Source organism: Bifidobacterium ruminantium DSM 6489 (assembly GCF_000770925.1).
Classification (GTDB): domain Bacteria; phylum Actinomycetota; class Actinomycetes; order Actinomycetales; family Bifidobacteriaceae; genus Bifidobacterium; species Bifidobacterium ruminantium.
This window is the reverse complement of record NZ_JDTK01000027.1, coordinates 1-23,596: the sequence shown is the minus strand read 5'-3', so window position 1 is coordinate 23,596 and position 23,596 is coordinate 1. Positions and strand designations below refer to the sequence as shown.

The 23,596-nt window shown below is 52.4% G+C and carries 23 protein-coding genes; 5 read left to right on the top strand and 18 right to left on the bottom strand.

Features of this window, described 5'->3' with window-relative positions; translation table 11 throughout:
• The first annotated feature begins 149 nt into the window (after positions 1 to 149).
• Both OU26_RS10370 and OU26_RS08735 read left to right on the top strand, forming a co-directional pair.
• A complete protein-coding gene (locus OU26_RS10370; RefSeq protein WP_477004697.1) occupies positions 150 to 620 on the top strand; it encodes a restriction endonuclease subunit S domain-containing protein in 471 nt (156 codons plus the stop codon).
• The gene (locus OU26_RS08735) at positions 563 to 1,489 is read left to right on the top strand and encodes a site-specific integrase (protein ID WP_003808869.1); all 927 of its coding nucleotides are present in this window, start codon (positions 563 to 565) and stop codon (positions 1,487 to 1,489) included. The genes OU26_RS10370 and OU26_RS08735 overlap by 58 nt, the downstream gene beginning before the upstream one ends.
• Positions 1,490 to 1,862: 373 nt before the next feature.
• Here the strand turns inward: OU26_RS08735 and OU26_RS08730 are convergent, their stop codons facing one another.
• The 5 genes from OU26_RS08730 to OU26_RS08710 all read right to left on the bottom strand — a co-directional run bounded on the left by OU26_RS08730 (position 1,863) and on the right by OU26_RS08710 (position 6,019).
• Positions 1,863 to 2,702, bottom strand: coding sequence for a sulfite exporter TauE/SafE family protein (locus OU26_RS08730; RefSeq protein ID WP_026645755.1), 840 nt, complete (start codon positions 2,700 to 2,702; stop codon positions 1,863 to 1,865).
• A 119-nt stretch (positions 2,703 to 2,821) separates the two neighbouring features.
• Positions 2,822 to 3,412 (bottom strand): ECF transporter S component, encoded by a 591-nt coding sequence (locus tag OU26_RS08725; protein WP_026645754.1) that lies wholly within the window; start codon positions 3,410 to 3,412, stop codon positions 2,822 to 2,824.
• Between the two features lie 37 nt (positions 3,413 to 3,449).
• Positions 3,450 to 4,052, bottom strand: a complete 603-nt coding sequence (locus OU26_RS08720) for a uridine kinase family protein (RefSeq protein ID WP_026645753.1) — start codon at positions 4,050 to 4,052, stop codon at positions 3,450 to 3,452.
• 13 nt (positions 4,053 to 4,065) lie between these two features.
• Entirely contained in the window at positions 4,066 to 4,983 is a 918-nt protein-coding gene (locus OU26_RS08715; RefSeq protein ID WP_026645752.1) for a DUF362 domain-containing protein, read from the bottom strand.
• Positions 4,984 to 5,095: 112 nt separating this feature from the next.
• Positions 5,096 to 6,019, bottom strand: coding sequence for a LysR family transcriptional regulator (locus OU26_RS08710; protein ID WP_026645751.1), 924 nt, complete (start codon positions 6,017 to 6,019; stop codon positions 5,096 to 5,098).
• 110 nt (positions 6,020 to 6,129) lie between these two features.
• Between OU26_RS08710 and OU26_RS08705 the strand changes: the two genes are divergently transcribed.
• Entirely contained in the window at positions 6,130 to 7,425 is a 1,296-nt protein-coding gene (locus OU26_RS08705) for a Na+/H+ antiporter NhaC family protein (protein ID WP_026645750.1), read from the top strand.
• On the opposite strand, the gene OU26_RS08700 is transcribed toward OU26_RS08705, so the two are convergent.
• The 6 genes from OU26_RS08700 to OU26_RS08675 form a co-directional block, all read right to left on the bottom strand.
• Positions 7,412 to 8,377 (bottom strand): DMT family transporter, encoded by a 966-nt coding sequence (locus OU26_RS08700; protein ID WP_051592873.1) that lies wholly within the window; start codon positions 8,375 to 8,377, stop codon positions 7,412 to 7,414. The genes OU26_RS08705 and OU26_RS08700 overlap by 14 nt on opposite strands.
• A 98-nt stretch (positions 8,378 to 8,475) precedes the next feature.
• The gene (locus OU26_RS08695) at positions 8,476 to 9,270 is read right to left on the bottom strand and encodes a hypothetical protein (RefSeq protein WP_026645749.1); all 795 of its coding nucleotides are present in this window, start codon (positions 9,268 to 9,270) and stop codon (positions 8,476 to 8,478) included.
• A gap of 59 nt (positions 9,271 to 9,329) precedes the next feature.
• Positions 9,330 to 9,665 carry a peptidase gene (locus OU26_RS09950; protein WP_237743780.1) on the bottom strand — a complete coding sequence of 112 codons (336 nt, stop codon included), beginning with the start codon at positions 9,663 to 9,665 and terminating at the stop codon, positions 9,330 to 9,332.
• Between the two features lie 21 nt (positions 9,666 to 9,686).
• Positions 9,687 to 11,648 carry a ferrous iron transport protein B gene (gene feoB / locus OU26_RS08685; RefSeq protein WP_026645747.1) on the bottom strand — a complete coding sequence of 654 codons (1,962 nt, stop codon included), beginning with the start codon at positions 11,646 to 11,648 and terminating at the stop codon, positions 9,687 to 9,689.
• 89 nt (positions 11,649 to 11,737) lie between these two features.
• Positions 11,738 to 12,007, bottom strand: coding sequence for a FeoA family protein (locus tag OU26_RS08680; protein WP_051592891.1), 270 nt, complete (start codon positions 12,005 to 12,007; stop codon positions 11,738 to 11,740).
• Between the two features lie 169 nt (positions 12,008 to 12,176).
• Positions 12,177 to 12,395: a methyltransferase domain-containing protein gene (locus OU26_RS08675; protein ID WP_026645746.1), complete on the bottom strand. Its 219-nt coding sequence runs from the start codon at positions 12,393 to 12,395 to the stop codon at positions 12,177 to 12,179.
• Positions 12,396 to 12,787: 392 nt separating this feature from the next.
• Between OU26_RS08675 and OU26_RS08670 the strand changes: the two genes are divergently transcribed.
• Together OU26_RS08670 and OU26_RS10150 are read left to right on the top strand one after the other, a co-directional pair.
• Positions 12,788 to 14,506: a site-specific integrase gene (locus tag OU26_RS08670; RefSeq protein ID WP_033499090.1), complete on the top strand. Its 1,719-nt coding sequence runs from the start codon at positions 12,788 to 12,790 to the stop codon at positions 14,504 to 14,506.
• A gap of 864 nt (positions 14,507 to 15,370) precedes the next feature.
• Positions 15,371 to 16,450 carry a hypothetical protein gene (locus OU26_RS10150; RefSeq protein WP_156097558.1) on the top strand — a complete coding sequence of 360 codons (1,080 nt, stop codon included), beginning with the start codon at positions 15,371 to 15,373 and terminating at the stop codon, positions 16,448 to 16,450.
• Positions 16,451 to 16,902: 452 nt separating this feature from the next.
• On the opposite strand, the gene OU26_RS10765 is transcribed toward OU26_RS10150, so the two are convergent.
• The 7 genes from OU26_RS10765 to OU26_RS10235 form a co-directional block, all read right to left on the bottom strand.
• The gene (locus tag OU26_RS10765; RefSeq protein ID WP_420312633.1) at positions 16,903 to 17,004 is read right to left on the bottom strand and encodes a hypothetical protein; all 102 of its coding nucleotides are present in this window, start codon (positions 17,002 to 17,004) and stop codon (positions 16,903 to 16,905) included.
• A 40-nt stretch (positions 17,005 to 17,044) separates the two neighbouring features.
• Complete coding sequence (locus OU26_RS08655) at positions 17,045 to 17,632, bottom strand: adenine-specific methyltransferase EcoRI family protein (RefSeq protein ID WP_272944588.1); 588 nt, start codon at positions 17,630 to 17,632, stop codon at positions 17,045 to 17,047.
• Between the two features lie 91 nt (positions 17,633 to 17,723).
• Entirely contained in the window at positions 17,724 to 18,242 is a 519-nt protein-coding gene (locus tag OU26_RS08650) for a hypothetical protein (RefSeq protein WP_152571358.1), read from the bottom strand.
• 247 nt (positions 18,243 to 18,489) lie between these two features.
• Complete coding sequence (locus OU26_RS08645; RefSeq protein ID WP_026645741.1) at positions 18,490 to 20,400, bottom strand: SpaA isopeptide-forming pilin-related protein; 1,911 nt, start codon at positions 20,398 to 20,400, stop codon at positions 18,490 to 18,492.
• A gap of 87 nt (positions 20,401 to 20,487) precedes the next feature.
• A complete protein-coding gene (locus OU26_RS09750; protein ID WP_051592872.1) occupies positions 20,488 to 21,342 on the bottom strand; it encodes a class C sortase in 855 nt (284 codons plus the stop codon).
• Positions 21,343 to 21,460: 118 nt separating this feature from the next.
• Entirely contained in the window at positions 21,461 to 21,892 is a 432-nt protein-coding gene (locus OU26_RS10140) for a hypothetical protein (RefSeq protein ID WP_152571357.1), read from the bottom strand.
• A gap of 107 nt (positions 21,893 to 21,999) precedes the next feature.
• The coding region (locus tag OU26_RS10235) for a prealbumin-like fold domain-containing protein (protein ID WP_169741496.1) at positions 22,000 to 23,596 on the bottom strand (1,597 nt) is incomplete at its 5' end.

Sequence of the window (23,596 nt, the reverse complement as noted above, 5' to 3'; positions counted from 1 at the left end):
CTTGGGAACAGCGTAAGCTGGGGGAAGTTGCACGTAGGGTTACCCGAAAGAATGAGAACGGCGATTCCGATCTTCCTCTTACCATTTCTGCTCAGTACGGCTTGGTGGATCAGAGAACTTTTTTCAACAGCCAGGTTGCAAGCAAGGATATGAGTGGATACTTCCTTCTGCATAGGGGAGAATTTGCCTATAACAAGAGCACCTCGACCGACAGCCCATGGGGAGCGATAAAAAGACTGGAAAAGTATGACATGGGCTGCGTCTCGACACTGTATATCTGCTTTGAATTGCTTTCTGGAGATCCTGATTTCTTAGTCACATACTACGAGACTGATAGATGGTATAAGTCCGTTCAATTAATCGCGGCTGAGGGAGCCAGAAACCATGGATTGCTCAACATTGCTCCAGATGATTTCTTTGAAACGCAGATCTGCATTCCCAAAAGAATTGATGAGCAGCGCCAAATCGGCGCGTTCTTCGACCGTCTGGACTCGCTCATCACCCTTCATCAGCGTAAGTATGATGGCTGCGCCAATCCCCTATTTTTAGAAAGGCGCATCTCATGCAGGAAACCATCACATCAGAATCGCTGTTCTGCGACTACTACGCCCAGTGGGTGAGAACGTACAAGGAAGGCGCCATCAGAGACGTGACCATGGGCAAATATCGACTTACGCAATCCTGGCTCGGCAAGCTCATCCCTGAACTCAGACTCACCGATATGGATCGAACCGCATACCAGCAGCTCATCAACGGATATGCACAACATCATGAGCGCCAAACCACCATGGATTTTCACCATCAGATCAAAGGCGCCATTCTCGATGCCGTCGATGAAGGACTCATACCCCGTGATCCAACGCGCAAAGTCATCATCAAAGGCAAGCAGCCACGCATTAAGAAAATGAAGTATCTCAACCAATTCGAGCTGCATGCCATGCTCGCGGACCTTGATCTTGGGGCCGAGGCAAGCTGGGATTGGCTTATCCTCCTTATCGCGAAAACCGGACTCCGATTCTCTGAGGCGCTTGGGCTCACACCCGATGACTTTGATTTCGCACACCAGACGCTTTCCGTCAACAAAACTTGGGATTATAAAAACGGCGGCGGTTTCGTACCCACGAAAAACGAATCGTCCGTGCGTAAAGTGCAACTCGACTGGCAACTCATCATGCAAATGTCTGGATTACTCAAGGATCTTCCGCATGATAAACCTATTTTCGTGCACGGCAAGGTCTACAACTCAACAGCCAACGACGTGCTTGCAAAACATTGCAGAAACGTGGACGTGCCAGTTATTTCCGTCCATGGTCTACGCCATACACACGCATCGCTGCTGCTGTTCGCCGGCGTATCGATCGCCAGCGTGTCACGCCGTCTAGGCCATGCCAGCATGACTACAACTCAGGAAACCTATCTGCACGTCATTCGCGAGCTGGAAAACAAGGATGTAGATATCGTCATGCGGGCACTATCGACACTTATCTAATGGGGGGGTTCCTACTCTTTTCAGATATTCGAAATAATCGAGCCACTCGAAGCGGCATATACCGTTTTTCACCATCTTCGGTAAAAGTGCCAAACACCGTTGCCAGACTCAATTCCGTAGGTGGTTTTGTGGTTCCGTAGGTGGTTGGTTCTGGTATTGGTGTCTGAGAATGGCTTAATTTAAGCCGTTTCTCAAACGCCTTTCCTCCGGCAACCACCTACGGAAGCGAAAAACCACCTACGGAACACCCGCTTGGGAACAAACCCGCCGCAAGTCACCAGGCCAAGACGAATCTCAGCACACGAGGAACCGGAAATTGTCGTTCCGGAGCGCAGCCGCACGGTCACACGCCACACTCCGGAACCAAAGGCTTTTAGAAATAGGTGCTACAGCCAAGCTTGACGGCGAGGACGATGCCGGTGAGCACGGCGGCGGCGCGCATGATGTTCTCGGGGATATGGCGTGTGACCGGAGGGGCGATGGAACTGCCGATGATGCAGCCCAGGCACATGGCGATGGCGAACGGCCAGTAGACGGAGCCACGGCAGATGAACATGATCGCGGCGGAGATGTTCGCGCCGAAGCCGACCACGGTCTTCAGCGCGTTGATCTGGTGGAACGGGCCGATCTTGCCGAGGTCGAGGATCGCCAGGGCGAGGGTACCGGCGGCGGCACCGAAATATCCCGAATAGATGCCGACGAAGCTCACGCCGATCCACAGCCACCACGGGTCGTTGCGCAGACTGCCATTGGCCGTCCTACTGGCGATCAGCGCCGCGCGCTCGCCTTGCTGCGATTGGGGCAACGCCTGCGCGACAGCGTCGCGTGCGGCCGCTTTCTTCCGCGGGTTCAGCGCGATGATCAACGCGCTGAACAGAATGAGCGGCGGCACAGCGAATTCGAAGACCTTCGCGGGCAATTCCAACAGCAGCAAGCCGCCGATGATGCCTCCGACCAAGCCGATGCAAGCGTAGACAGCCACACGGCGTCCCTGGCCCTTGAGCTCCTTGCGCGCGGACAGCAGCCCGCCGATGCCGGTGCCGCACACGCCCACCGTGTTCGTGGTGTTGGACAGCACCGGCGGGATGCCGAACGCCAGCAACGCCGGATAGGAGATCAGTGAGGAGGCTCCGACGGCGTATCCGACGAATCCCGCGCCGATTCCGGCGACGAGCACCAGCAGCAATGTGGTGATGGACACTCCTGCGATCATAACCGCTCCCCTTCGTAAAACTCCTACGTAGTCCTCCTATAAGTAACGGGAGCCAAGCTTAACGGCTTGGCTCCCGCATATCACGCGTTTGCCCAGAACGTGGCCGGGCAAACGTCATATCAGTGGTTGCGCTTGGCGATCAGCGACTCGGTCCAGTAGGCGGCGAGCGGGATCAGCGCCCACTGCAAGGCGAGTCCCGGCAGGCCGGCGGCCAGGTCGCTCGTCCATGTTGCGGCGGCCGCCTTGCTTGAGCCGAACGCGAACACAGCGATCGCAGTGGCCGCGGTCAGCACCACACGGCCGGCCAGCTGAGCGATGACCACCTTCGCAAGACTCGGCAGCTTGACTTCGCGCAGCAGACCGGCCACAAGACCATACGCGCACAATTCCACCATCATCAGCGGCAGCATCGCCAGCATCGGCATGCCAGACAGCAGGAAGCTGGCGAGCGGCGCGGCAGCTCCGGCGATGGCGCCGACGGCAGGACCGGCAATCAGGCCGACAAAGATGATCGGCAGATGCATCGGCAGAAATGCTACGCCAAGCATGGTGCCCTGCCCGGAAACGGCACCGATGACATGGAACAGCTGCGGCAATGCGACCGCGGCCACAATGGCCAACACGGTGGCCGCGGCTTTGGTGCTCAGGCTCAGCTTCGGCAGGTCGGTACGATGCAAAGCGCGCACGGACATAGTTGCAGAATCAGACATGTTCATTCTCCTTTTGTTTGCTTCTCTTCGTTAATTGTCATGCATCGTTCGGCAATGCAGTGTCGACCAGCATATCGGCGGCAGTTCGAACGTCGGTCGCTTCGAAATAGCGGTTCTCCAGCGGAATCCACTCGTCGACGAACCGTCGCAGCATGCGGGGGTTGCGTGACTCGAGCCGATGCAATTGCTCGGCCGGGTCGATCGCAAGGCAGATCATGAAATCGTAATACCCACGCAAGGCGGGATGCATGCTGTAGCTGCCCTCCACGACGGTCAGCCGTGCCGGTTCCACGGTGCGTGAAGCGGCGAAATCGCCCGCATGGCAATCCCAAGGTCGGTATCGCGCGGCTTTCCCGTCGGCAAGCGGCGCCAACGTCTCCGTCTCGAACCGCTCGCGGTCCACGTTGCCACCAGGTTCAGCCAGACGTTCCGGCATGCGCTGCTCCGGACGCAGGAAGAAATCGTCCATATGCAGCACATTGCCACCGAACCGTTCGTTGAGGATTTGGGCGAACGTGGTCTTGCCTGACGCGCATGGACCGTCGATGGCCACGAACACCCGTTCTCGGGTATCGTCCCCAAGCAGCGTCGCCAAGCGTGCGATCGCCTTGTCCGCGGTCCGCGGCGACGCCTCGTTCATGTCCACGCCCATTTCAGTCGAGCACGGTCAGACGGTACGAGCGTGAGCCGATGCCGAGCTCCTCGGCGTATTCGAGCGTGTGCTCGCCGTGACGTGAGGCGATGCGCTCGGTGACGGACGCGCCGTCGGGGGCGATATGGACGAGATCCACGCATGCCTGGTCGAGCGCCACCGGGTCAAGCGATGACAACACGCCGATATCGTGCATGTCCGGTTCGGAGGGGGTGGGGAAGCAGTCGCAGTCCACGGACAGGCGGTTCATGACGTTCAGATACATCATGTTGCCATGCATGTGGCTGATCACTGCTTCGTCGGCTTCAGCCATCGATTCGAGGAAGTCATCTTGGTCGGCTTCCACCCAGTGGTCGGTGGCCACGCCCGCGGAATGGATCCAGCGTTTGCCATTCGACGATGCGATGCCGATGGACACGTTCTTCAACGCGCCGCCGAAGCCGCCCATCGGATGGCCTTTGAAGTGTGAGAGCACGAAGATGGAATCGTAGTCGTCGATATGCTTGCCGACGATGTCGTATGCGATGTGACGGTGCTTGGCCACTGGAATCTCGATTTCGCCGCCCATGTCCATGATCTGGATCGGCGCGATGTCGGCGTATCCACGTTCCTTGAACACGGCGAGGCTTTTCTCCGGCGTTTCGCGGTTGCCGTCATATGCGGTGGCGCATTCCACGAGTGTGCCGCCGATCTCCCGCACGAGATCCTTGACGAGCGCCGGATTGAGGTTGTTGGATTTCTCCGATTCGCCGGAATGAATCTTGATGGCCACGCGACCTTTCGGCTTGGTTCCGAGCGCGTGGTAGGCGGCAAGCAGGCTGTCCGACGTGATCAGGGGCGTGAAATACACCTCCGGAGCCTGCTCATTGTCGGTGCGATGGGCCAATCCGTCCAGTGAGGCGATGTCGAATTCGGCCATGATCCTCCTTGATTGCTTCTTTGTTTCTTCGTTGTTGAGGCCCAGCATAGCAACTTCAAGTCGACTTGAAGCAAATCCACTTGAGTCGTTTTCATCAGAATCCGGGCAGCGTCTACGCGCCTACCATCGCGCGGGCCACCGTCATGAAATCGTTCAACGCGCTCCACCGGTAGTCCTGCCTGCGGATGCCGAAACCGATGGAATACCGCGCGCTTTGTCCGAGCGGAAGCACTTTGATTCCGGACAAGGCCTCATCATCCTGCGTTCCGTGCAGGAACTGGCGGACCATCAGAGTAGCGCCAACGCCCAGCTTCGCCAGAGCGAGCAGGGTCTGCATGTTGTCGGACCGCACTTTGACGATGGGGCGGAATCCCGACCGTTGGAACAGTTCGTCTCCGATGCGGCCGTCGATGTCGTTGCAGTGGCCGAGTACGAACGGGCATTGGTTCAATGGCGTCAGATCGCCCCGGGCGATGTACGCCTCGGCCTCGCCCGGCGATCGACCTACCACCTGCATCCACAGGGAACGTGATATGACCAGTTGCATCTCCTCATCGTAGAAATCGATGAACTCCACTCCCGGTATCGCGTGGGCGAAATGCGCGATGGCGAGATCCACCTCCCCGTCGGACAGTCTTTGTCCATGCGATTCGTTTACGCCCTCGATCATGTCGATGGCAATGCCCGGACGTTTCCGTTGGAACGCGGCGATGACGCGCGGCATGATGGCCTGCCCCCTGGTGTGTCCGACGGCCACGCGCAGCACGCCCGATTCGTCATGCGCGATATCGCCGAATTCCTGCATCATCATCGTGTGTTCGCGTTGGAATCCGTTGGCGTACCGCAGGAACGTCCTTCCCGCATAGGTCAGTTCCAGCGGCACATGGCGGACGAACAGCTCGCATCCCACCTCCCGTTCGAGGTTCGCGATGTGCGCGCTGAGCGTCTGCTGCGTGATGCCCAAGCGTTTCGCCGCCTTGGTGAAGCTTCGCTCCTTGGCGACCATGATGAAGTAATCCATGCTCAGGAAATTCATGCACAGTATTTTACCTGTGACTCGAACCAAGGAACAATGTGATAATCCTGTTAATCTGACCGTGTCCTCCCCCGGAACAATACAAGAACGATACAAGGAAAAGAGAAACCATGCCGGAAATCATCGCCTTGCTGCTGTTCTGCGCCGCACTCGTCACGTGCATAGCGTGCGGCGCGTCCATCATTCCGGCGCTACTGGCCGGCGTGGTGATCTTCCTCGTGCACGGAAGACTGACCGGACATGCGTTCAAGCCGATGATTGCCAAAGGATTGGCCACCATGCGCGCCGCGAGCATCGTGGTGGTGACCTTCGTGCTGATCGGTATACTCACCACCTTGTGGCGCGCGGCAGGCACCGTGCCATTCATCGTGGCGAACGCGACCGGCCTGGTGAGGCCTCATGGGGTAATCCTGCTCACGTTCCTGCTCAACTGCCTGATGTCTCTGCTGACCGGCTCGTCGTTCGCTTCGGCGGCCACCATGGGCGTCATCACCATGACCCTCGGCACATCCATGAACATTCCGCCGATGCTGCTGGGAGGCGCCATCCTTTCCGGAATCTACTTCGGCGACCGATGCTCACCCGTCTCAACCAGCGCGCAACTGGTCAAGACGCTCACCCACACAAACATCTTCGACAACATCCGTCTGATGCTCCGGACAGCGGCCGTGCCGTTTGCGCTGACCTGCGCGATATATGCGGCGATGGCGTTGTGCACCCACCCGTCCGCCAAGTCAGTGAACATCGCCACCCTGTTTTCCAAGGTGTTCGATCTGCATTGGGTGACGGTTATCCCGGCCGCGGTGCTCGTCGTTCTCGCGATCGCGAGGGTCGACGTACGTATCACGATGGGCGCCAGCGCATTATCCGCGCTGCCGATCTGCCTGTTCGTGCAGCATTTGGGTTGGTCAGAAATTGGACGCGCGCTGCTGTTCGGTTTCCATTGCGCCGATGCGCAGGTCGCGCCGCTTGTCGATGGCGGTGGCATTTTTTCGATGGTCAAGGTGATGCTGATCGTCTGCATCTCGTCTTCGTATTCCGGCATTTTCCAGGAAACCGGTCTGCTGCATGATGCGCATCGTCTCGTTTCCTCGATGGCAAGTCGCATCAGCGTTTTCGGCGCCACATTGGCCGCATCCGCCGTGACCGGCGCCATCGCCTGTAATCAGACGCTGTCCATCATGTTGACGGACCAGTTATGCGACCATCTGGAATCCGACGAACAACGCAAGGCGATCAATCTTGAGGACACTGCTGTGGTGGTGGCTCCGCTTGTTCCATGGTCAATCGCAAGCGGAGTGCCATTAGCTTCTGTCGGCGCACCCACGTCCAGCATACTGATGGCCGTGTTCCTCTATCTGCTGCCGTTGACACGGCTGATCGACGCCGCGGTCAGACGCAAGTAGTCTTATCGGAACGCGCGCCTGCAGACGATGCAGGCAATTGAATCTCGGACAGCACGATCGCACCGAAAATCAATGCGAACCCGCATATCGACGGAATAGTCAGCGTCTCGCCGGTGGCCAATACGGAGACCAGCATGGCGAAGATGCATTCCGTGCTGAGGATCACGGACGCCTCGGAGGTGGGTAGATTCTGTATGGCGATCGTTTGGAATATCTGGGCAATCACCGTAGAACCGACCACCAGATACGCGATGCACAGCACGATGTCCCAACGAGCCCAGTCCGTGGACGGGGCACCCGAGGTGAACACCGCGCCGACGCCGAAGAACAGTACGCACCATGCGAATTCGGCCAGCATCAATGCGACCGCGTCGAAATCCTTGCCGATAAGACCGACCAGCACAAAATTCAAGGCGAAGAAGAACGCACCGACGATGGTCATGAGGTCTCCGGAGCCCATGTGCATGAGCTGCGCTCCCCCACCACCGCTCAGCGACACCAATCCAATGCCGACCGCGCAGACGAGCGCGGCGACCAGATGCTGCCAGCTTGGCCGTTTGCGGGTGAACGCCCATACGATGAACGGCACCATCACGCAATACGTGTCGGTGAAAAAGCTGTTGCGGCCCGGGGACGTGGTCTCCAGCCCTTTGAGCTGGAACAGAAAACCCAGCCAATACGTCAGTGCGAGGGCCAGTCCCGGGACGACGTAGCGACGCAACCGGATCCCGCGCAGACGGGGGAAGAACACGACACCCATGAGCAGCACGGCCGCCGCCATGCGGAAGAACATCATCCACTGCGTCGGCATGCTCTCCTGCACGTGCTTGAGCATGGTGTATCCCGAGCCCCATACCGCCGCGTTCACCAACATCATCAGGCGGGCCGTCGGCTTCGATACGACGATGCCTTCCGATGGCTCGTCCGATGGTCCGCAGGCCAATCCTTCCATCCACTCCCCCTCAATATCCGACGTATGGCTCCGTCGTTGCATACGAAGGAAACTCTAGACGCATCAACGAACGCAACACGCTGGGGACGGCATGGTGTCTACTGGGCCTTGGCCGCTTGGCTGTTCACCCAATTGTCGGCCATGTCGATGGCCTCGTCGAGCGTGACCTTGGCCGCCTTGTAGTATTTGGAGTCCTTGATGTCACTGTTTTCGATGAGCTTCCGGCCGGAATCCACCGCCTTGGACAGCGCGGACATCAGCTTGCGTCCCGTCAGCGTCAACGTGTCGTCCTTGCTGAGCCGGTCCACCAACTTGTCAGCCTTGTCGATCGACTGCTGCAGCTCCTTCTTCGACTCGTCCAACTGCCCAGTGCCGGAGGAGCTTTCCTGCTGTCCGTCGGATGACTGGCCGGATGATGCGCTATCCGTCGATCCGTCCGAATCATCTTTGGCTTTCTGCGATGAATCCGTGGATTTCTTCTCACGGATGTTCTTCAGGCTCGTATTGAGGGAATCCGTGGCGCCATCCAATGTCTTCGCCACGAGATTGAGCTGCGTGATGGTGGCGTTCGCCTTGCAGCCCTCCACATCGACCGTGTTCTCGGCGCTGGTGGCCGCGTCCGCGAACGCGTCGAGGATGTCATCCACCCCGAACACGTCACGGGCCAGCTTCTGCAATTCGCCGCTGTTATCCGACGTGTCGAGCACGGACTTGCGCGCCGTGCTGAAATCCGCAAGCGATTGGCGGCAAGCGGCCAATGCCTCCTGCTGTCTGCCATGGTAGACGTATACGCTGATACCGCACGCCACAACACACGCCACAACCACGGCGAGGACAATCGGCCAAGCCCTTCTGCGGGGCACGGAAGGTTGTTCAACGTTTTGATAATCCATATGCGCCACACCCCTACGAATCAGCGTCAATCGACGCTCTCGTCATTTCCCCGCCCATTCTACGACCTTGAGGATGGGAATATCCTGAATGGACATCCGGCACAGACCAACGAATCAGGATCGGGTCGGCATATCGATTCACCACAGGCATGTCCGGACGACCCCATGTCCACCACTTCAAGCAGGCCACGCTCCCGCGCGCGGTCGATGGCCATGTCCACAAAATCGACCGGAAGACGCCGTTTGTCGGCGATCTGCCGTGCCGTCAATCCGGCGGAGACATCTTCGGCGACGCATGCGACGATATCGTCCGAATGACGATCACGATGACGGTCTTCATACAAAACGGACGAATCCGGCGAACGACGCGCGCGACGCCATCCGCGTGCAGGCATGCCATGCCACGCCATGCCTGATCACCACACCAATCGCAGCAATTGGAAAGCGACGACGGCAATCACATACGCCACAGCCAAGCTCAGCAGCACGGAACGCGCCGCGACTCTCGTACCGAACTGCCGTCTCATCTCCGCAACTGTCGCCAGGCATGGCGTGTAGGCGAGCGTGAACAGGAGGAATGCGATTGCGGCAGCCCTGCCATGGCCATGCGATGATCTGCCGAATGAGACGCGTAGTTTCTGCCCCAATGTCCCCTCGCCGCCGCGATTGCCGGCGGTATCGCCAGATTCGTCCGCATGATACGACTGGGACATCGAACCGACCACGACCTCCTTGGCCACGAATCCGGTGATCAACGCGGCCGATGCATGCCAGTCATCGAATCCGGCCGGAGCGAACACTGGGGCGACCGTGTCCGCGAGCACGCCGTATGCGGAATCGTGCACATCGTCCACATGCGCGAAGCCACCCGCATCGGCCTTCATGGGAATGCCCTGCAGCAGCCACAGCACCATGATCATGGCAATGATGATCACACTGGCGCCCCGGATGAACCCCAACAGGCGCAGCAGCACCGAACGCACCAACTGCACCGCGCGCGGGCACTGGTATGCGGGAAGCGCCAGCATCAACGGTTCCGGCTCAAGCCCCCGGAACATGGTGTGGCGCAACAGCACGCCGACCAGCAGGATGACCGTCACCGAAACCACATACATGAGGAACACCACCAGTCCGGCGTATTTCGGGAAGAACGCGTGGGCGAGGACCAGAAACACCGACAGGCGTGCAGAACAGGCCGCGAACGGAACCAGCATTCCCGTCAGAACCCGCTGCCGGGAATCAGGCAACGTGCGTGTGGCCGCCAATGCCGGCAGGTTGCAGCCGAATCCGACGATGATCGGCAGAAACGCACGCCCATCCAAACCCAAGGCGCGCATGGCGCGGTCCATCACGAACGCGGCGCGCGCCATGTAACCGGAATCCTCCAGCATCGACAGTAACAGGAACATGATGCCCATCGTCGGAATGAACGTCAGCACCGTGATTATGCCGTCGAGCAGGCCATCCACCGTCAGTGAGCGCAGCCATCCCCCATCCGCGGCCGGACCGAACAGGCCAAGCAGCCGGTCGATGCCGTTCGTGCACCAGCCTCGGAATGTCACGTCGATCCAGTCCTGCATGGGGCTGGCGAGCGTGGTCGTGGCCTGAAATACCATGAAAAGAACCGCGAGAAATACGATGATGCCGAATACGGGATGTAGAAGCACCCGATCGATGCGGTCGGATACCGTGACGCGCTCGTCCGCATGCACGTCAAGTCCGCGCAGTATGTTGGCCGTCCAATTCAGACGGGCGTCGGCACGAGATTCGGACCAGGCGCGTATTTCGTCGGTAGAATCACTGGAATCCGTCGCTCCAGACCATACCCTCAATCCGTGGGGAACGGGTGTACCGGAGAATCCTTCGGCGATCACGTCGGCCAACGCCTCTCCGCCTTTCCCGGTGCGTCCGTCGACCACGACGACCGGCATGCCATCCAATAGGCGGGACAGACGATTGGGGTCGACGCCGCAACCGTTGCGGAGCGCAAGATCGTCCATGGTGAGCGCCACCACGGTAGGCAGGCCAAGCTCCACCACCATCGACAGCAGATACAGGGATCGTGACATCGCGGTGGCGTCCAGCACCACGACGACCAGGTCGGGCACGGGCATGCCCGAAGCGCCGGTCAACGCATCGACGGCGACCTGCTCGTCGGGACTCATCGGCAGCAGCGAATAGGTGCCCGGCGTGTCCACGAACTGCCAGAACAGCGGTTTCCCGGACTCCGCCGATTCCTTCTCATAACGGTATCGTCCGCAGGTGATGGACACGGTGGTTCCCGGCGCGTTCATCGTGCGGGTCTTCGCCCCAAGCAGCGCGTTGAACATCGACGATTTTCCGACGTTCGGATTGCCGACGAACACCACACGCTTCATGCTCTCTCCGTGGGTTCCGCCGTCGGCGTGGCAGCATGCGTCATCACATTGTGGATGGCAGCATTCGTCGCCTCTGAGGCTCCGCAGGCTCAGCATTCGTTCCTATCCCCATTCTCGTCATTCCGCTTGGCTTCATCACGCGCGAGCCGTACGTGGACGGCACGGGCCGTGCCTCCGTCCAAGGCGATGCGCTCGTCGCCGAATGCGATGACGCGCCCGCCGAAAACACCTCGCTGGATGACCCGCAGCTCCACGCCCCGCGCCAATCCGATCTCGCGCAGGCGGAACCTGTGCCGGTCATCCAAATCAACGTCGTCCACAACGACGCGCACGCCGCGCGGACAATCGCGCAACGTCATGACGGTATTCTTCCGTTCCTTCCGCGACCGTTCCGTATCGTCGCTTCGACGTCCATGCGCAATATCCATGGCTTCCACACATAGCAGGAAAACCCGCGATGCACAAGGCATCCATACGAAAAGATGCCCGAATCCGATTCTCGGCGATCCCAGACCCAGGCAAGCATCGTCAGCATTTACGCAGCCACGCCATGTACAGCACCAGCAGACTGCCGCCGGGCTTGAGCATGCGCCACAGCTTCGGCATGATGCGCGGATGGTCAAAATACCAGAAGCACTGGCAGGAGGTGATCACATCGAAGGTTTCGTCTGGAAAATCTACGTCCTCGGACGCACGCCCCCAGTCGAAAGCCGCCCCACCATCAATGCCCGCGTCGCTGATTTCCATGGCTCGCATCCTTTCCCCTCAATGCCAATGTAATCCAAAATCGCCAATATGGGGAAGGCCAACATTCACATCACCACGCTGCCGACCATATCGGAAATAAGCCGCCACACTCCATGCGGATGTGTCCGAATATGCGTATGGGGCACCATCGCTGATGCCCCATACCGGGTTACGTCCCATTTCCAGCCATATCCGTCAACACGCGCGACGCATTCGCGCGCTTATCTCATCGACGGATTTTCGCCGCTACTTGCCCTTGGAGACGTTGAACTTAAATTCGTATAATAATATACTGACACCACCAACAATCCATATAATACCAATACTTACACATGCAAGCAATATAGCAATGGCACAATCACTATTGGCACAATGGCACATATAATAGAGCCATGAGCAAATCAGAAGTAATTCTCGGCGGACGCGCAAGAATCTATCAGCCAACAGCCGGAGACAAGAACTGGCGCATCACATACTATGACCACCAACACAAGCGACACACATCCCACGGAGGCAAGACACGCGATGAAGCAATCATCGCCGCCGCCAATCTGTTAGGAGATGTAGTCAATGATGACAATGCACACATCCCCACCATCAACGAATGCGTTGACGCATACATTCAACAGAACAGTTACCGCTGGAACCCCCGAACCGTCCAACAATACCGCGCACTCGCGAAGCGCTACACATACAAAATAGGAGACACACCCTGCACGAAAGTTAGCCCACAACTACTACGACAGATAACGAAAGTTGGAACACTATCACAGAATCAGAGACTCCGACTCCGAGCCGTAATACGCGGAACATTCGAACAGGCACAAGCATGGATTTCCATCAGTGAAGAATCATTCGCACAAGCAATACTAATAGGCGGCACAAGCGGCGACAATGCAAGGAACCCGGAAGTCCAGCGCGGCGACATACCCCCCAGCAAACTCGTTGCCGCATTCATCAACACCGCATACAGCACATATCAGATAACCCCCATCGACCCTCCCGGAACAACCATCAATCCAATAACTGGCGAGAAGACACTAGGCACCATCGCATATCGCGAACCAACACCCGGCATCACAGAGCCAATGGATTCCATATACCTGCAAGGATTACCAACGGACATAGTGAACAAGTACGCCGCACGGAAGATACCTATGCATTACCGCAACCGCGAACAGAGACTAACCGATGAAGTCAAGCGAATAGCAGGTATGTATCGCAGAACCGCACTCATAACAGCACTCGGAGCTGGCGGAGGGCTACGCATCGGAGAAGTGCTCGCACTAAGAGTGAGACACATACTGAATAAGCAACAGGCATATGACCTCATACTCGGCGCAAGCAATCAGGAACTCGGATATCGCGGATACATGGACATATGCGAACAGGCATCAACTGCAACAGGGGGCACCATATACATTACACACCCAAAAGGCAACAGAGAACGCGAAATTCACCTACCCGCATTCCTACCATGCTGGAACGGATTCGACTACAAAACCAGTCAACGAGAACAGATGACAGAATGGATACCGCGACTGGCAGACAACCATGAATCCATGTGGACACTCACCGACAATGAAGTATTCACAGCATGGCAACACGGATTCATCCCACTCGGATGGATGCTCATCAACCGACTCCGAGAGATGGTAACCGAGATACCCGGATACACCGGAATGAACAACAGAGAGCGCACACGCACATACTTGAACATGCTCCTATTCCCTACCAGTACACCAGCACGCAAGCAGATTCCCGGACACGTCATACAGCATGAGAAGGCATGGCACTATGACATCACCATCGTTCCCGGAACAGGGGGCTATCAAGTCGAAACAGCATACGCGAACAAGTACGCAAACCCGTTATACGATTACGTCAGCGAACAATACGAATGCTGGCCAGCACACCGAGCGAACGCAACCAGACGCAGGGGCTGGACACATCACGGACTCCGACACTATGCGTGCAGCAGCCGAATAATTGCAGGGGTACCAATCCCAATCGTAAGCAAGGAACTAGGACACAAGGACTCAGCATTCACCCTACAACGATACGGACACTTCATGCCTGACGCCATACCATCAGAAGGATTCGAATACTGAATACACTGCATACAAGCATGCGCGCAGACACAGGCACCACACCGAACAACAAAAAAAATAACACTGGACACGCGCCGCCGCACACACGCGCGCACGCAACTGATGACCGAGAATGTTAGGATGGCGCATCACTGTGCCACCCTCCTAACTGTGCTGATATCGCTGTTAGCATGCACACACATGCCAACAATGCACTCATATGTTGCGCGGAGGAGACATATGTTCCACACCCCCCAGCATACGGAATTAGCATGCTGGCAATGCACCCATGCACACACTGAACACATACGGTTATTAGTGATATGCGACTGCGGCGGTTAGGCATTACGGATAGCATTATGATGACATTGCATACAATTTGGATTCAATGGATTCATTACTAACGATTATAAGTATATTTTCTGTATTTCTGGGCTTTGACTCAATCTGCCAGAAGGTCAACAATCGGCGGAATTTCAACGATTTCGCCATATATTCTTTATCTGAAATCCGTATGATAATAATATGATGAATCGTATGATAACTCGTATGATAACTCGTATGATATTTCGTATGATATCCATATGATATTCACTATGCGACATACACATTAATTACAGTGAATGGAGTATAGATATGGAACAGAATAATGAGAATATTCAGAGGGGTCACCGTACATTACCGGCAAGGAGTCACCAATCAAATAACGGGAATAATCCGGATAGGCACCACACATCATTACAGGATAGGCAACCAACACTCGCACCTGCATTCCGGCAGGGACAACCAGCGCATCAACCGAACACACAAGCAAGCAAGAATGTGCACCCTGCGAACAATAAGCCATCCATGAATCCAGTGAGCACACATGCAAACATGCATACAATGTCTGACACATATAAGACACAGAATACACAGGCACGCAAGCAAGCGGAAATGAAATCCAGCGGACGCGGCGGCGTTCGACACGGAGCCACCGGTGAAGAACGAGAAGCGCGAATACAAACTATTATCGATTATTTACAACAGGTTAAGACAGCGAAAGCATGCGATATCGCAAGGGCAGTTGGATTAAGTATCAACAGCACCATATGCAGTCCACTGGCAACAACAATCAGGCGAGGATATGTACAGGAACTGAAAGATACCGGACTATTACCACACATATATTGCAACACACCAGCAGGTAATGATATGGCATCATTACCGACGAGCAAGCGCATAACCAACAAGGACATTATCGGAATGCCTGAACACGTAATAGGAGTATCACGCATTGCAGCCGCATTATTATCGCCATCAGAACAACCAGAATTATATGAGGGTATGAATGATGACAGAGCATACATACATGATGGAACAGCATTCCTTGTAGGAGAGACACTGATGCAATCATCATACAGGAAGCTCACCGGCGCATTGAAGTATCCGAATGATAAAGCACGCATGATAATCGAAGGATACCACCGTCAAATACGCAATCAGAATGAGGGCGACGCGCCAATTGATGCAAGTATTGCACGCGGTGACGCATGGCGATATGTCATACCACCAATCATCATTCCGAATAAGAATCAGTATGATAAGGCACGTCTTGCATGGCAGGGAGCAACAGGATATGTCGTAGATTACCATAAGTCAAGCGACACATTATTGTCATACCACACACCAGATCTTGCATTAGTATACAACACTGGAATTGCAGTCGGATATGAACTGGAACGTAGTGCGAAATCACAATCAGAATATGACAGAATCATACAATCAATGATGAACACATATACACGTGACATATACGATCAGTTCATATGGTTCGCAGAGAACGGATACATACGCAACCTCATACAGAAGTCAATAGACAAGTATAATGCACGCGATTACATACAGGTCACCATAGTCAAGCCAGACAAGCACGGTTCATGGTTAATGAGTCGCGGCATACATACCATCAATGCGAACAAGTGAATTCAATATATACATACCAACCACGGAAGGATAATCAATATGGCACAGTCAGTATACAGTAAGACAGAGCGGGATTACATGAATAACAGGAAGCCAGACAACATGAGTTCGAAGGACTGGGATTTAGAGATAACACAGTTTCTAATGAATCGCGACTGGGCATGCAGGACACCAGGCGGATGGGGCATGACATCGAAGACAGTCGGACATCCGAACGGCACCAATCCGAATCCCATCAAGTAATCCGAGCCACATAATAAGCGAACCCGCAGGTCACCATTAACCTGCGGGTTTCTTATATGAACACATGGAATCAATGAATCCACTGGATAAGCAAGCGTGAGAATAATTTAGTTCTCACACCATCAACATTAATATATAAGGCGTGCGGAACACCAATCTGATTATATGATGTCGAGCCGAGCAATCGGAATTTTGATGGGTAACAATATTCAATGGACGATAAAAGGGACAGCCATCACACCATCATAATCAACAGGGATATCAACACATTTATTCACATTAATAACCGGCATCGGACAATTCAGAATCATAGGATAATCATCAGGATTATAATGTTTCGATGCAGACAACTCACGATAATGGGGGGGGGGATGGAAGATTAGTATACCAATATGAATTAATAGGCATCAACGAAGAATCAGTGATGAACTCACTAATATTAGTGAATCCGAGATGTATATTACCATTCATGAATTCAGGCATTACATTAGAATAAGCTGGAACCATATTACAACCCACCAATAGGAATTTCATATCCCATTCCATGAGATTCTGGAATATTTTCCGCCATAGCGAGAACGGCGGATTCGACACCACCACATCACACTGTTGCATCAACTTATTCACCTCCAACGTGAAGAAATCGCCATCACGAACAAGGTCAACCCGCCGCGTCGGAGCACCACCATCACGAACCAGCGCGTATGACGGCGAACCATCAAGCGTCCTATGAGTGCAGGTCAACCCAGCCAACCCCAGCCGCTCATAGTTATCATCGAAGTACTTATAGAACGCAGACCACTCCGGATCATCGAACGGACACATCACATGCAAGCCAGTGAAATCATAATGCTCACACTCGGCAACCACATCCTCATACCGCGTGTAAAATTCATCATTCTTCACCATTTTCGCTTTATTCAAACTACTATTTCTCATGCAAGGCATATATCCGCCAGCATCAGGAATACGAATGCCTATCCAGTTACTTAACCGGATAGGCACCATCAGTGTTCACATGTATACAGCATCACGCAGCGTCATCATTGAACAATGAGACAACATCATCAACACCCGGATAATCCTCATGGGCATCCAATGAATCCAACACAGCATCAGGATTATCAATTATGCGTTTAATCAAGGTATCAGCATCCGACAATGACACATCAGCAGTCCGAGTCCACGCATCCCACGCGATAGCCCGTCGTTCAACCTCCGATAACCTGCGCTCATTGATAACAAATGAATACAACACAGCCGCCAACAGTTTCCGCGACACATCATCCATATCTGCAATGAGATTAATTAGCCCACCATCAATGATGCCAGATGACAATAACTGAACATCAACCACAGTCACCAGCGCATCCGACAAGAACTTATCCTCAGCATGCAACGACGCTTCAACCGCCATTTTCGACAAGGCAGGCGTGATAACACTGACACCAGCTGCATGCAATGACTGCATCGCCTCCGCCATACGATTCACACCATATTCCTTCGCGGCAGCACGCATATTTACCGGAATTTCAACTGACTCACTCATAATGAATACCTCCCATATATAACACTTATTTCAATGCAAATATCCCAGTGGACGGGCATGATATTACACACACGAACAATACTGTTCATATGCTCCAATTACGCACGATGCCAGTCCCACTCCTGACTGGCATCAATACGTACATACGGACAAGCAATCATATAGATATGAAGAATCCCGGACAGGCGAACCCATCCGGGATTAACTATTTCAGCATGTCAACATGCAATCATGATGACACTTATAATCACTTACCAGCCTTCATACGGCGACGAGCAACCACAGCCAGAGCAGCACCCACAGTCGCGAACGCAACCGACACCGCAATGTAAGTCATCACATCAGCACCAGTCTTAGGCATGTCCTTCAAATCATCAGTGTTCTCAGCAGTCGCGGATGCTGAATACACAGTACCCGTTGCATTCTCACCAACAGTATTCAGAGTGCCAGCAGTCGGTTTCGCTGCATCCAATGAGATAGCAGATGCATCAAGGAACTTAGCGAACTTGCCTGCATTCACTGAATAATCAACACCAGTCAACTCACCATCACTACCGAATTTCGGAGTCAATTTGACAGTGAATGTCAGAGGTTCCCCACCGAGAATATAACCTTCCGGTGCCTTAGTTTCAGTGAATGTATAAGTGGTAGCATCATCAGAATCAAATGCTAATCCACGGAATGCAGTGCCTTTCTTCAATGAGGCAGTATTCAGAGTCACCGTATTAGTGAGACCGGTTTCAGTGCTATCTTTCGCCTCATAATAATATGACTTATCCTCTGATTCCTTCCAGCGAACTGGAGTATCAGTACCATTCTTAGTCACCGTGAACTGAGCGCCATCAAGCTGGACGGTATTATTTTTAAATGCAACCTTAGACAGGTCAAAGTCAGCCTGATACAGTTTCTCATCATCAGAAGGTTTAGTATCCACGCTGCTCGCATCATACGGATCATTGCTAAATTCAATGTTCGTATTATTCACAGTGGTACCAGTAACCACACTATTCACAGTCGCATCATACTTAACACGAACTTTCTTACCACTGAAATCAGCAGGTGAATTCAATGACACAATGAAATCATTCGCATCATCAGTTGTAGTATCAGCGGACACAGTATAAGCATCAGCAGCCACATCCTCATACGCACCATCAGCACCAGTATTCGCCTGAACTTTCAGGTTAGAGACATCAGTGTAATCACCCTTAGCGGAGACAGTCAGATTGTCAGATGGATTATCATGAACCTTGAACACAGGATTAGTCCAATCCTGATAATCATTCTTATAATTCGGAACATTAGTATCAATCTGGAAGGTGCGAACTGAACCGAGTCCAATCAACTGGTCATTACCAACCACTTCCTTATCGACAGTTACCTTAGCTGATTTCAGTTTGATAGTTCCGACAGTGACATCAGTGGCACCATCACCCTGACCAGCAATAGTATTCACATAAGCATCACCGTTCTTGAACACTGAACCAATAACCATAGCACGGGATATGGTTTCACCATTCGCAGCGCCATGACTAGTTTCAACAATAAGATACAGACCGAGGTCATCATCACCGAGATTGAATGACGCAGAAGCATCATTAGCGCCAGCAGTCACAGTAGCGAACGAAGTCAAGCCAGCGGTACGCAATGCATCAGCAAACTTACGAGTGTCAGCATTGTTAGCATGATTGTTTGTATACACATCATCAGCATTGCCATAGAAGTGCTTAGCGATGAACTGGATAGCAGACAGATTAGCATCCTCATTCTTGAATGTGAGAGTTTTAACGCCGCCTTGACCAGCAACAACATTCGCGACATTCTTATAAGCATCCTTCACATTACCATCAGCATCAGTGATAGCAGTGATAATAGCGGAACGCAGCTTCGCATCATCAACCGTTGAATTCAAGTTATAACCGGTAACTTTCGCGGCATTACCCTCACCATCGAAGCGTGCATTTGAATAAGATGCAATCTTATAAGCAGTGAATGTGCGGCCTGCAACAGTGCTGTCATTGCCATTCTGTGACGAGATAGTTATGTCATTCGCAGTGTTAGTATCAGCAGCTGCATAAGCAGAATTAGCAAGTGCCATACCTGATAATGTTGATGCAACCGCAGCGACTAATGCTGTCATTTTCTTAGTAGTAATCATTAGTTTCTTTACTCCTTTAATATTCACATATGCACACTCAATTAAGTGATGCTGCATTATTTGTTGATTGATTACGCAATGCGAATATCAACATGCACACATTTTTCGTTTCCGCCAGAACATACGAATAACAACAATAAGAACAATGAATACAACCGCACCCAGTGCCGCAAGAATCACACCACGCGGCCATATCACATCACCCGGCGCATGAGCTGAATCCGGAGCATCCGGAGCCGGTTCACCCACCACCAACAGCCTGTGAGTGTTCACGGAAATTGGCGTGCAAGTCAGCAGAACAACTTTCGCTTTATCAGATTCATACAGTTTCCTGATGGCATCAGTATCATCAGGATTCACAGTAATCAAGTCAGTAATCCGATAAGAGAATTCCTTACCGAGAACAGTCACATAGAACAAGTCACCTGTTTTCAATGAGGGCACGCGAGTGAAGAACATTCCCTCCACCGCACCGGAATGACCCGCGATAACCGACACAGTACCTTTCTCACCAGTCGGCAAGTCAGTCCCCCGCATATGACCAGCGCCATTCAACAATGTTTCATCATCCGTGCCATGATACACAGGCACCCGCGTGCTAATAGACGGAATATACACTGACGCCATCACACCATTACCTGTATCCAATGCATTCAAATAATCAGTATCAGCATTAATAGCCGCCTTGCTATTATCGAAATCAGATGCCCTCACATCAAGTTTCTTATTATATTCATAAGCCGCATCCAATACCGATTCTTGTTTCGCAGAGGGCCATGAACCAGCTTTCGCATCCGACGCTTTCACAATCGCGTTCAGCTCATTATTCGTTGCAACCTGCGATGACACCAGATGAATCCACATGCCTACACTGCATACAACCATCAGAATACCAACCACAAGCAACGCAATAGTGAACCAATCCAATTTCTTACGCCTCATTTTTTTTCTCCAATCAACACAATGAGATTCATGAGGCATATATCCACCGGATATAAGAAATCCCAGTCAGCATACTATTGCCAACTGGGATTCCGGAACAATCTGCAATTAACTTATATCATTCAGCATGCGCAGCGCGACCACGACGAGCCGATGAACCAGCAACACCATCCTTCGCATGGAACAAGATAGCGTTATCCGACTTAGAATATTCACCCTTAACATCAGTGAATGCAGCTCGACCATCAACCGGCGTCACCGGAATCAACTCGCTAACAGCAGTCAGAACCTGCGGCAATGCAACACGGACACTCTTACCAGCCGCTTTCGCGAACCGGATAGCATCATCATCACCCTTATCAGCCGGAACAACCGCGACAGAATGAGAACGCTTATTCAACAGAATAACCGCATAAGCAGGATTACCAATAGCGGCCGACGCATCCGGAGAGAATAACAATGATGACTCACTAACACGCAATTTAATATTCACGTCATCATTCACCTGCGATGCACGCGACGACACACGCTCGAATCCACGCAATGACATACATACCACCTTTCAATCAACACTATCAATACCGTACAATATAACACAATGCCGCCATGAATACACATGACGGCACTGTAATCATTAATCAATCAGCCATTCAATTATCAATCATGCTTCCGCATAACCAGAACCGCAACCACACTCGCCATGATAGCAACTGCAATCACCGTGAACACAGCATTCCGGCCAGTCATAGGCAAGAACCCAGTGAATACATCTGGCTTATTCGATGCTTTCTCATCCTGGATAACATACGCACCATTATTCGTCAGATGCTGTGTATCCTCTGTTCCCTTGCCTTCATCTGGATACCATGCAAGAATACCATTATCACTATACCTGATTGACAGATGAATCTTACCGTTATCATTGCCCTCATAAGTCGCATACCCAGCCGGAGCTTTCGTTTCCACAATGTCATATTCGCCAATCATCGATGAATCCATAGTGAATTGCAGAAATCCATCCATAGAATTACCATAAGGAATACTGTAACCATAAAGCGACCACATTTGAGACGGCTTTATGCCATTAGCATTAGGAGTATCATTACGACAGTTATCCTCAGAGAAGGATTGATTTTTATCATTCAAGCATATTGACAATGAATATTCATCATTCAATCCTTCGTCAATAAGTTTCTTAACAACTGTTCCATCTTTCCTGCGAATTTCCCACTCACTACCAGTGAGACGTTTTGTATTATCAGTCGCATCAACTTTCATAATGCGAACGATAGTTTTTGCCAATTCATTATCAACGAAATGAATCGTGGAACCTGATAGAATTGCATTACCTTGGAATCCATCAGGACGTTTCTGAGAATCCGTTCCACAATTCTTCAAATAGAATTCCTGAGGTTCAGCTAATTCGAATCCTTTCGGAGCGGTTTTCTCAGTAATACGATAAGCAGTACCACATTCCAATTTACCGAGCGTAATAATGCCATCAGCATTAGTTATTCTATCAGCACCATAACCCCACTCTGAACCATTCCACGCGCTTACAGTGAATACAGCACCTTGTAATGGACCGAGATACATATTTGAACCATAAGATTTTCCTGTTTTCAGAATTGAAATCATGTTTCCAGTTGCAGTACCACCAGAATGACTGATAGTAACATCAAGAGAATAAGAAGCCCTTTTCATTGTATTGGGAACATTATCAATAACTGATATGGAATTACCTACGGAAGGAATATTGTCATCTGGACTATTGAATACAATAGTGTAATCAATAGCAACAGAGGTTCCATCCGGGACATTAGAGAATACTATGAGATTATGAACAGGATCCCATGACGCATTAATCCCAGTCAATGTTGAAGATCCATAACATGTCTTATCAGTTGGATACAAACCGTTAGTATTAGTGCAGAATTTAATAGATGATTTGTCTAATAAGACTGAGGCATTATTAGGTATATTTGACAGACTATCATGTATTGTTACCGGATTACCATTATTTAATTTGAATCCAGCAGAGTTATAACTAATATTGTAGTTAACAGCGGTTCCGTTCATTAGATAGTTTGATGATGATACTGACCCGCCCTTGTTATTTATACTACAAGTCATAGAGGAAGCAGGTTCAGACGAAGCGGTTTTCTCATAAGCGCTATCAATGATAGTATATTCGAATGGTTTAAGCGGATAAGTGTTGTACCAATCATCCGCATTAGATACTGCATCCGCAATA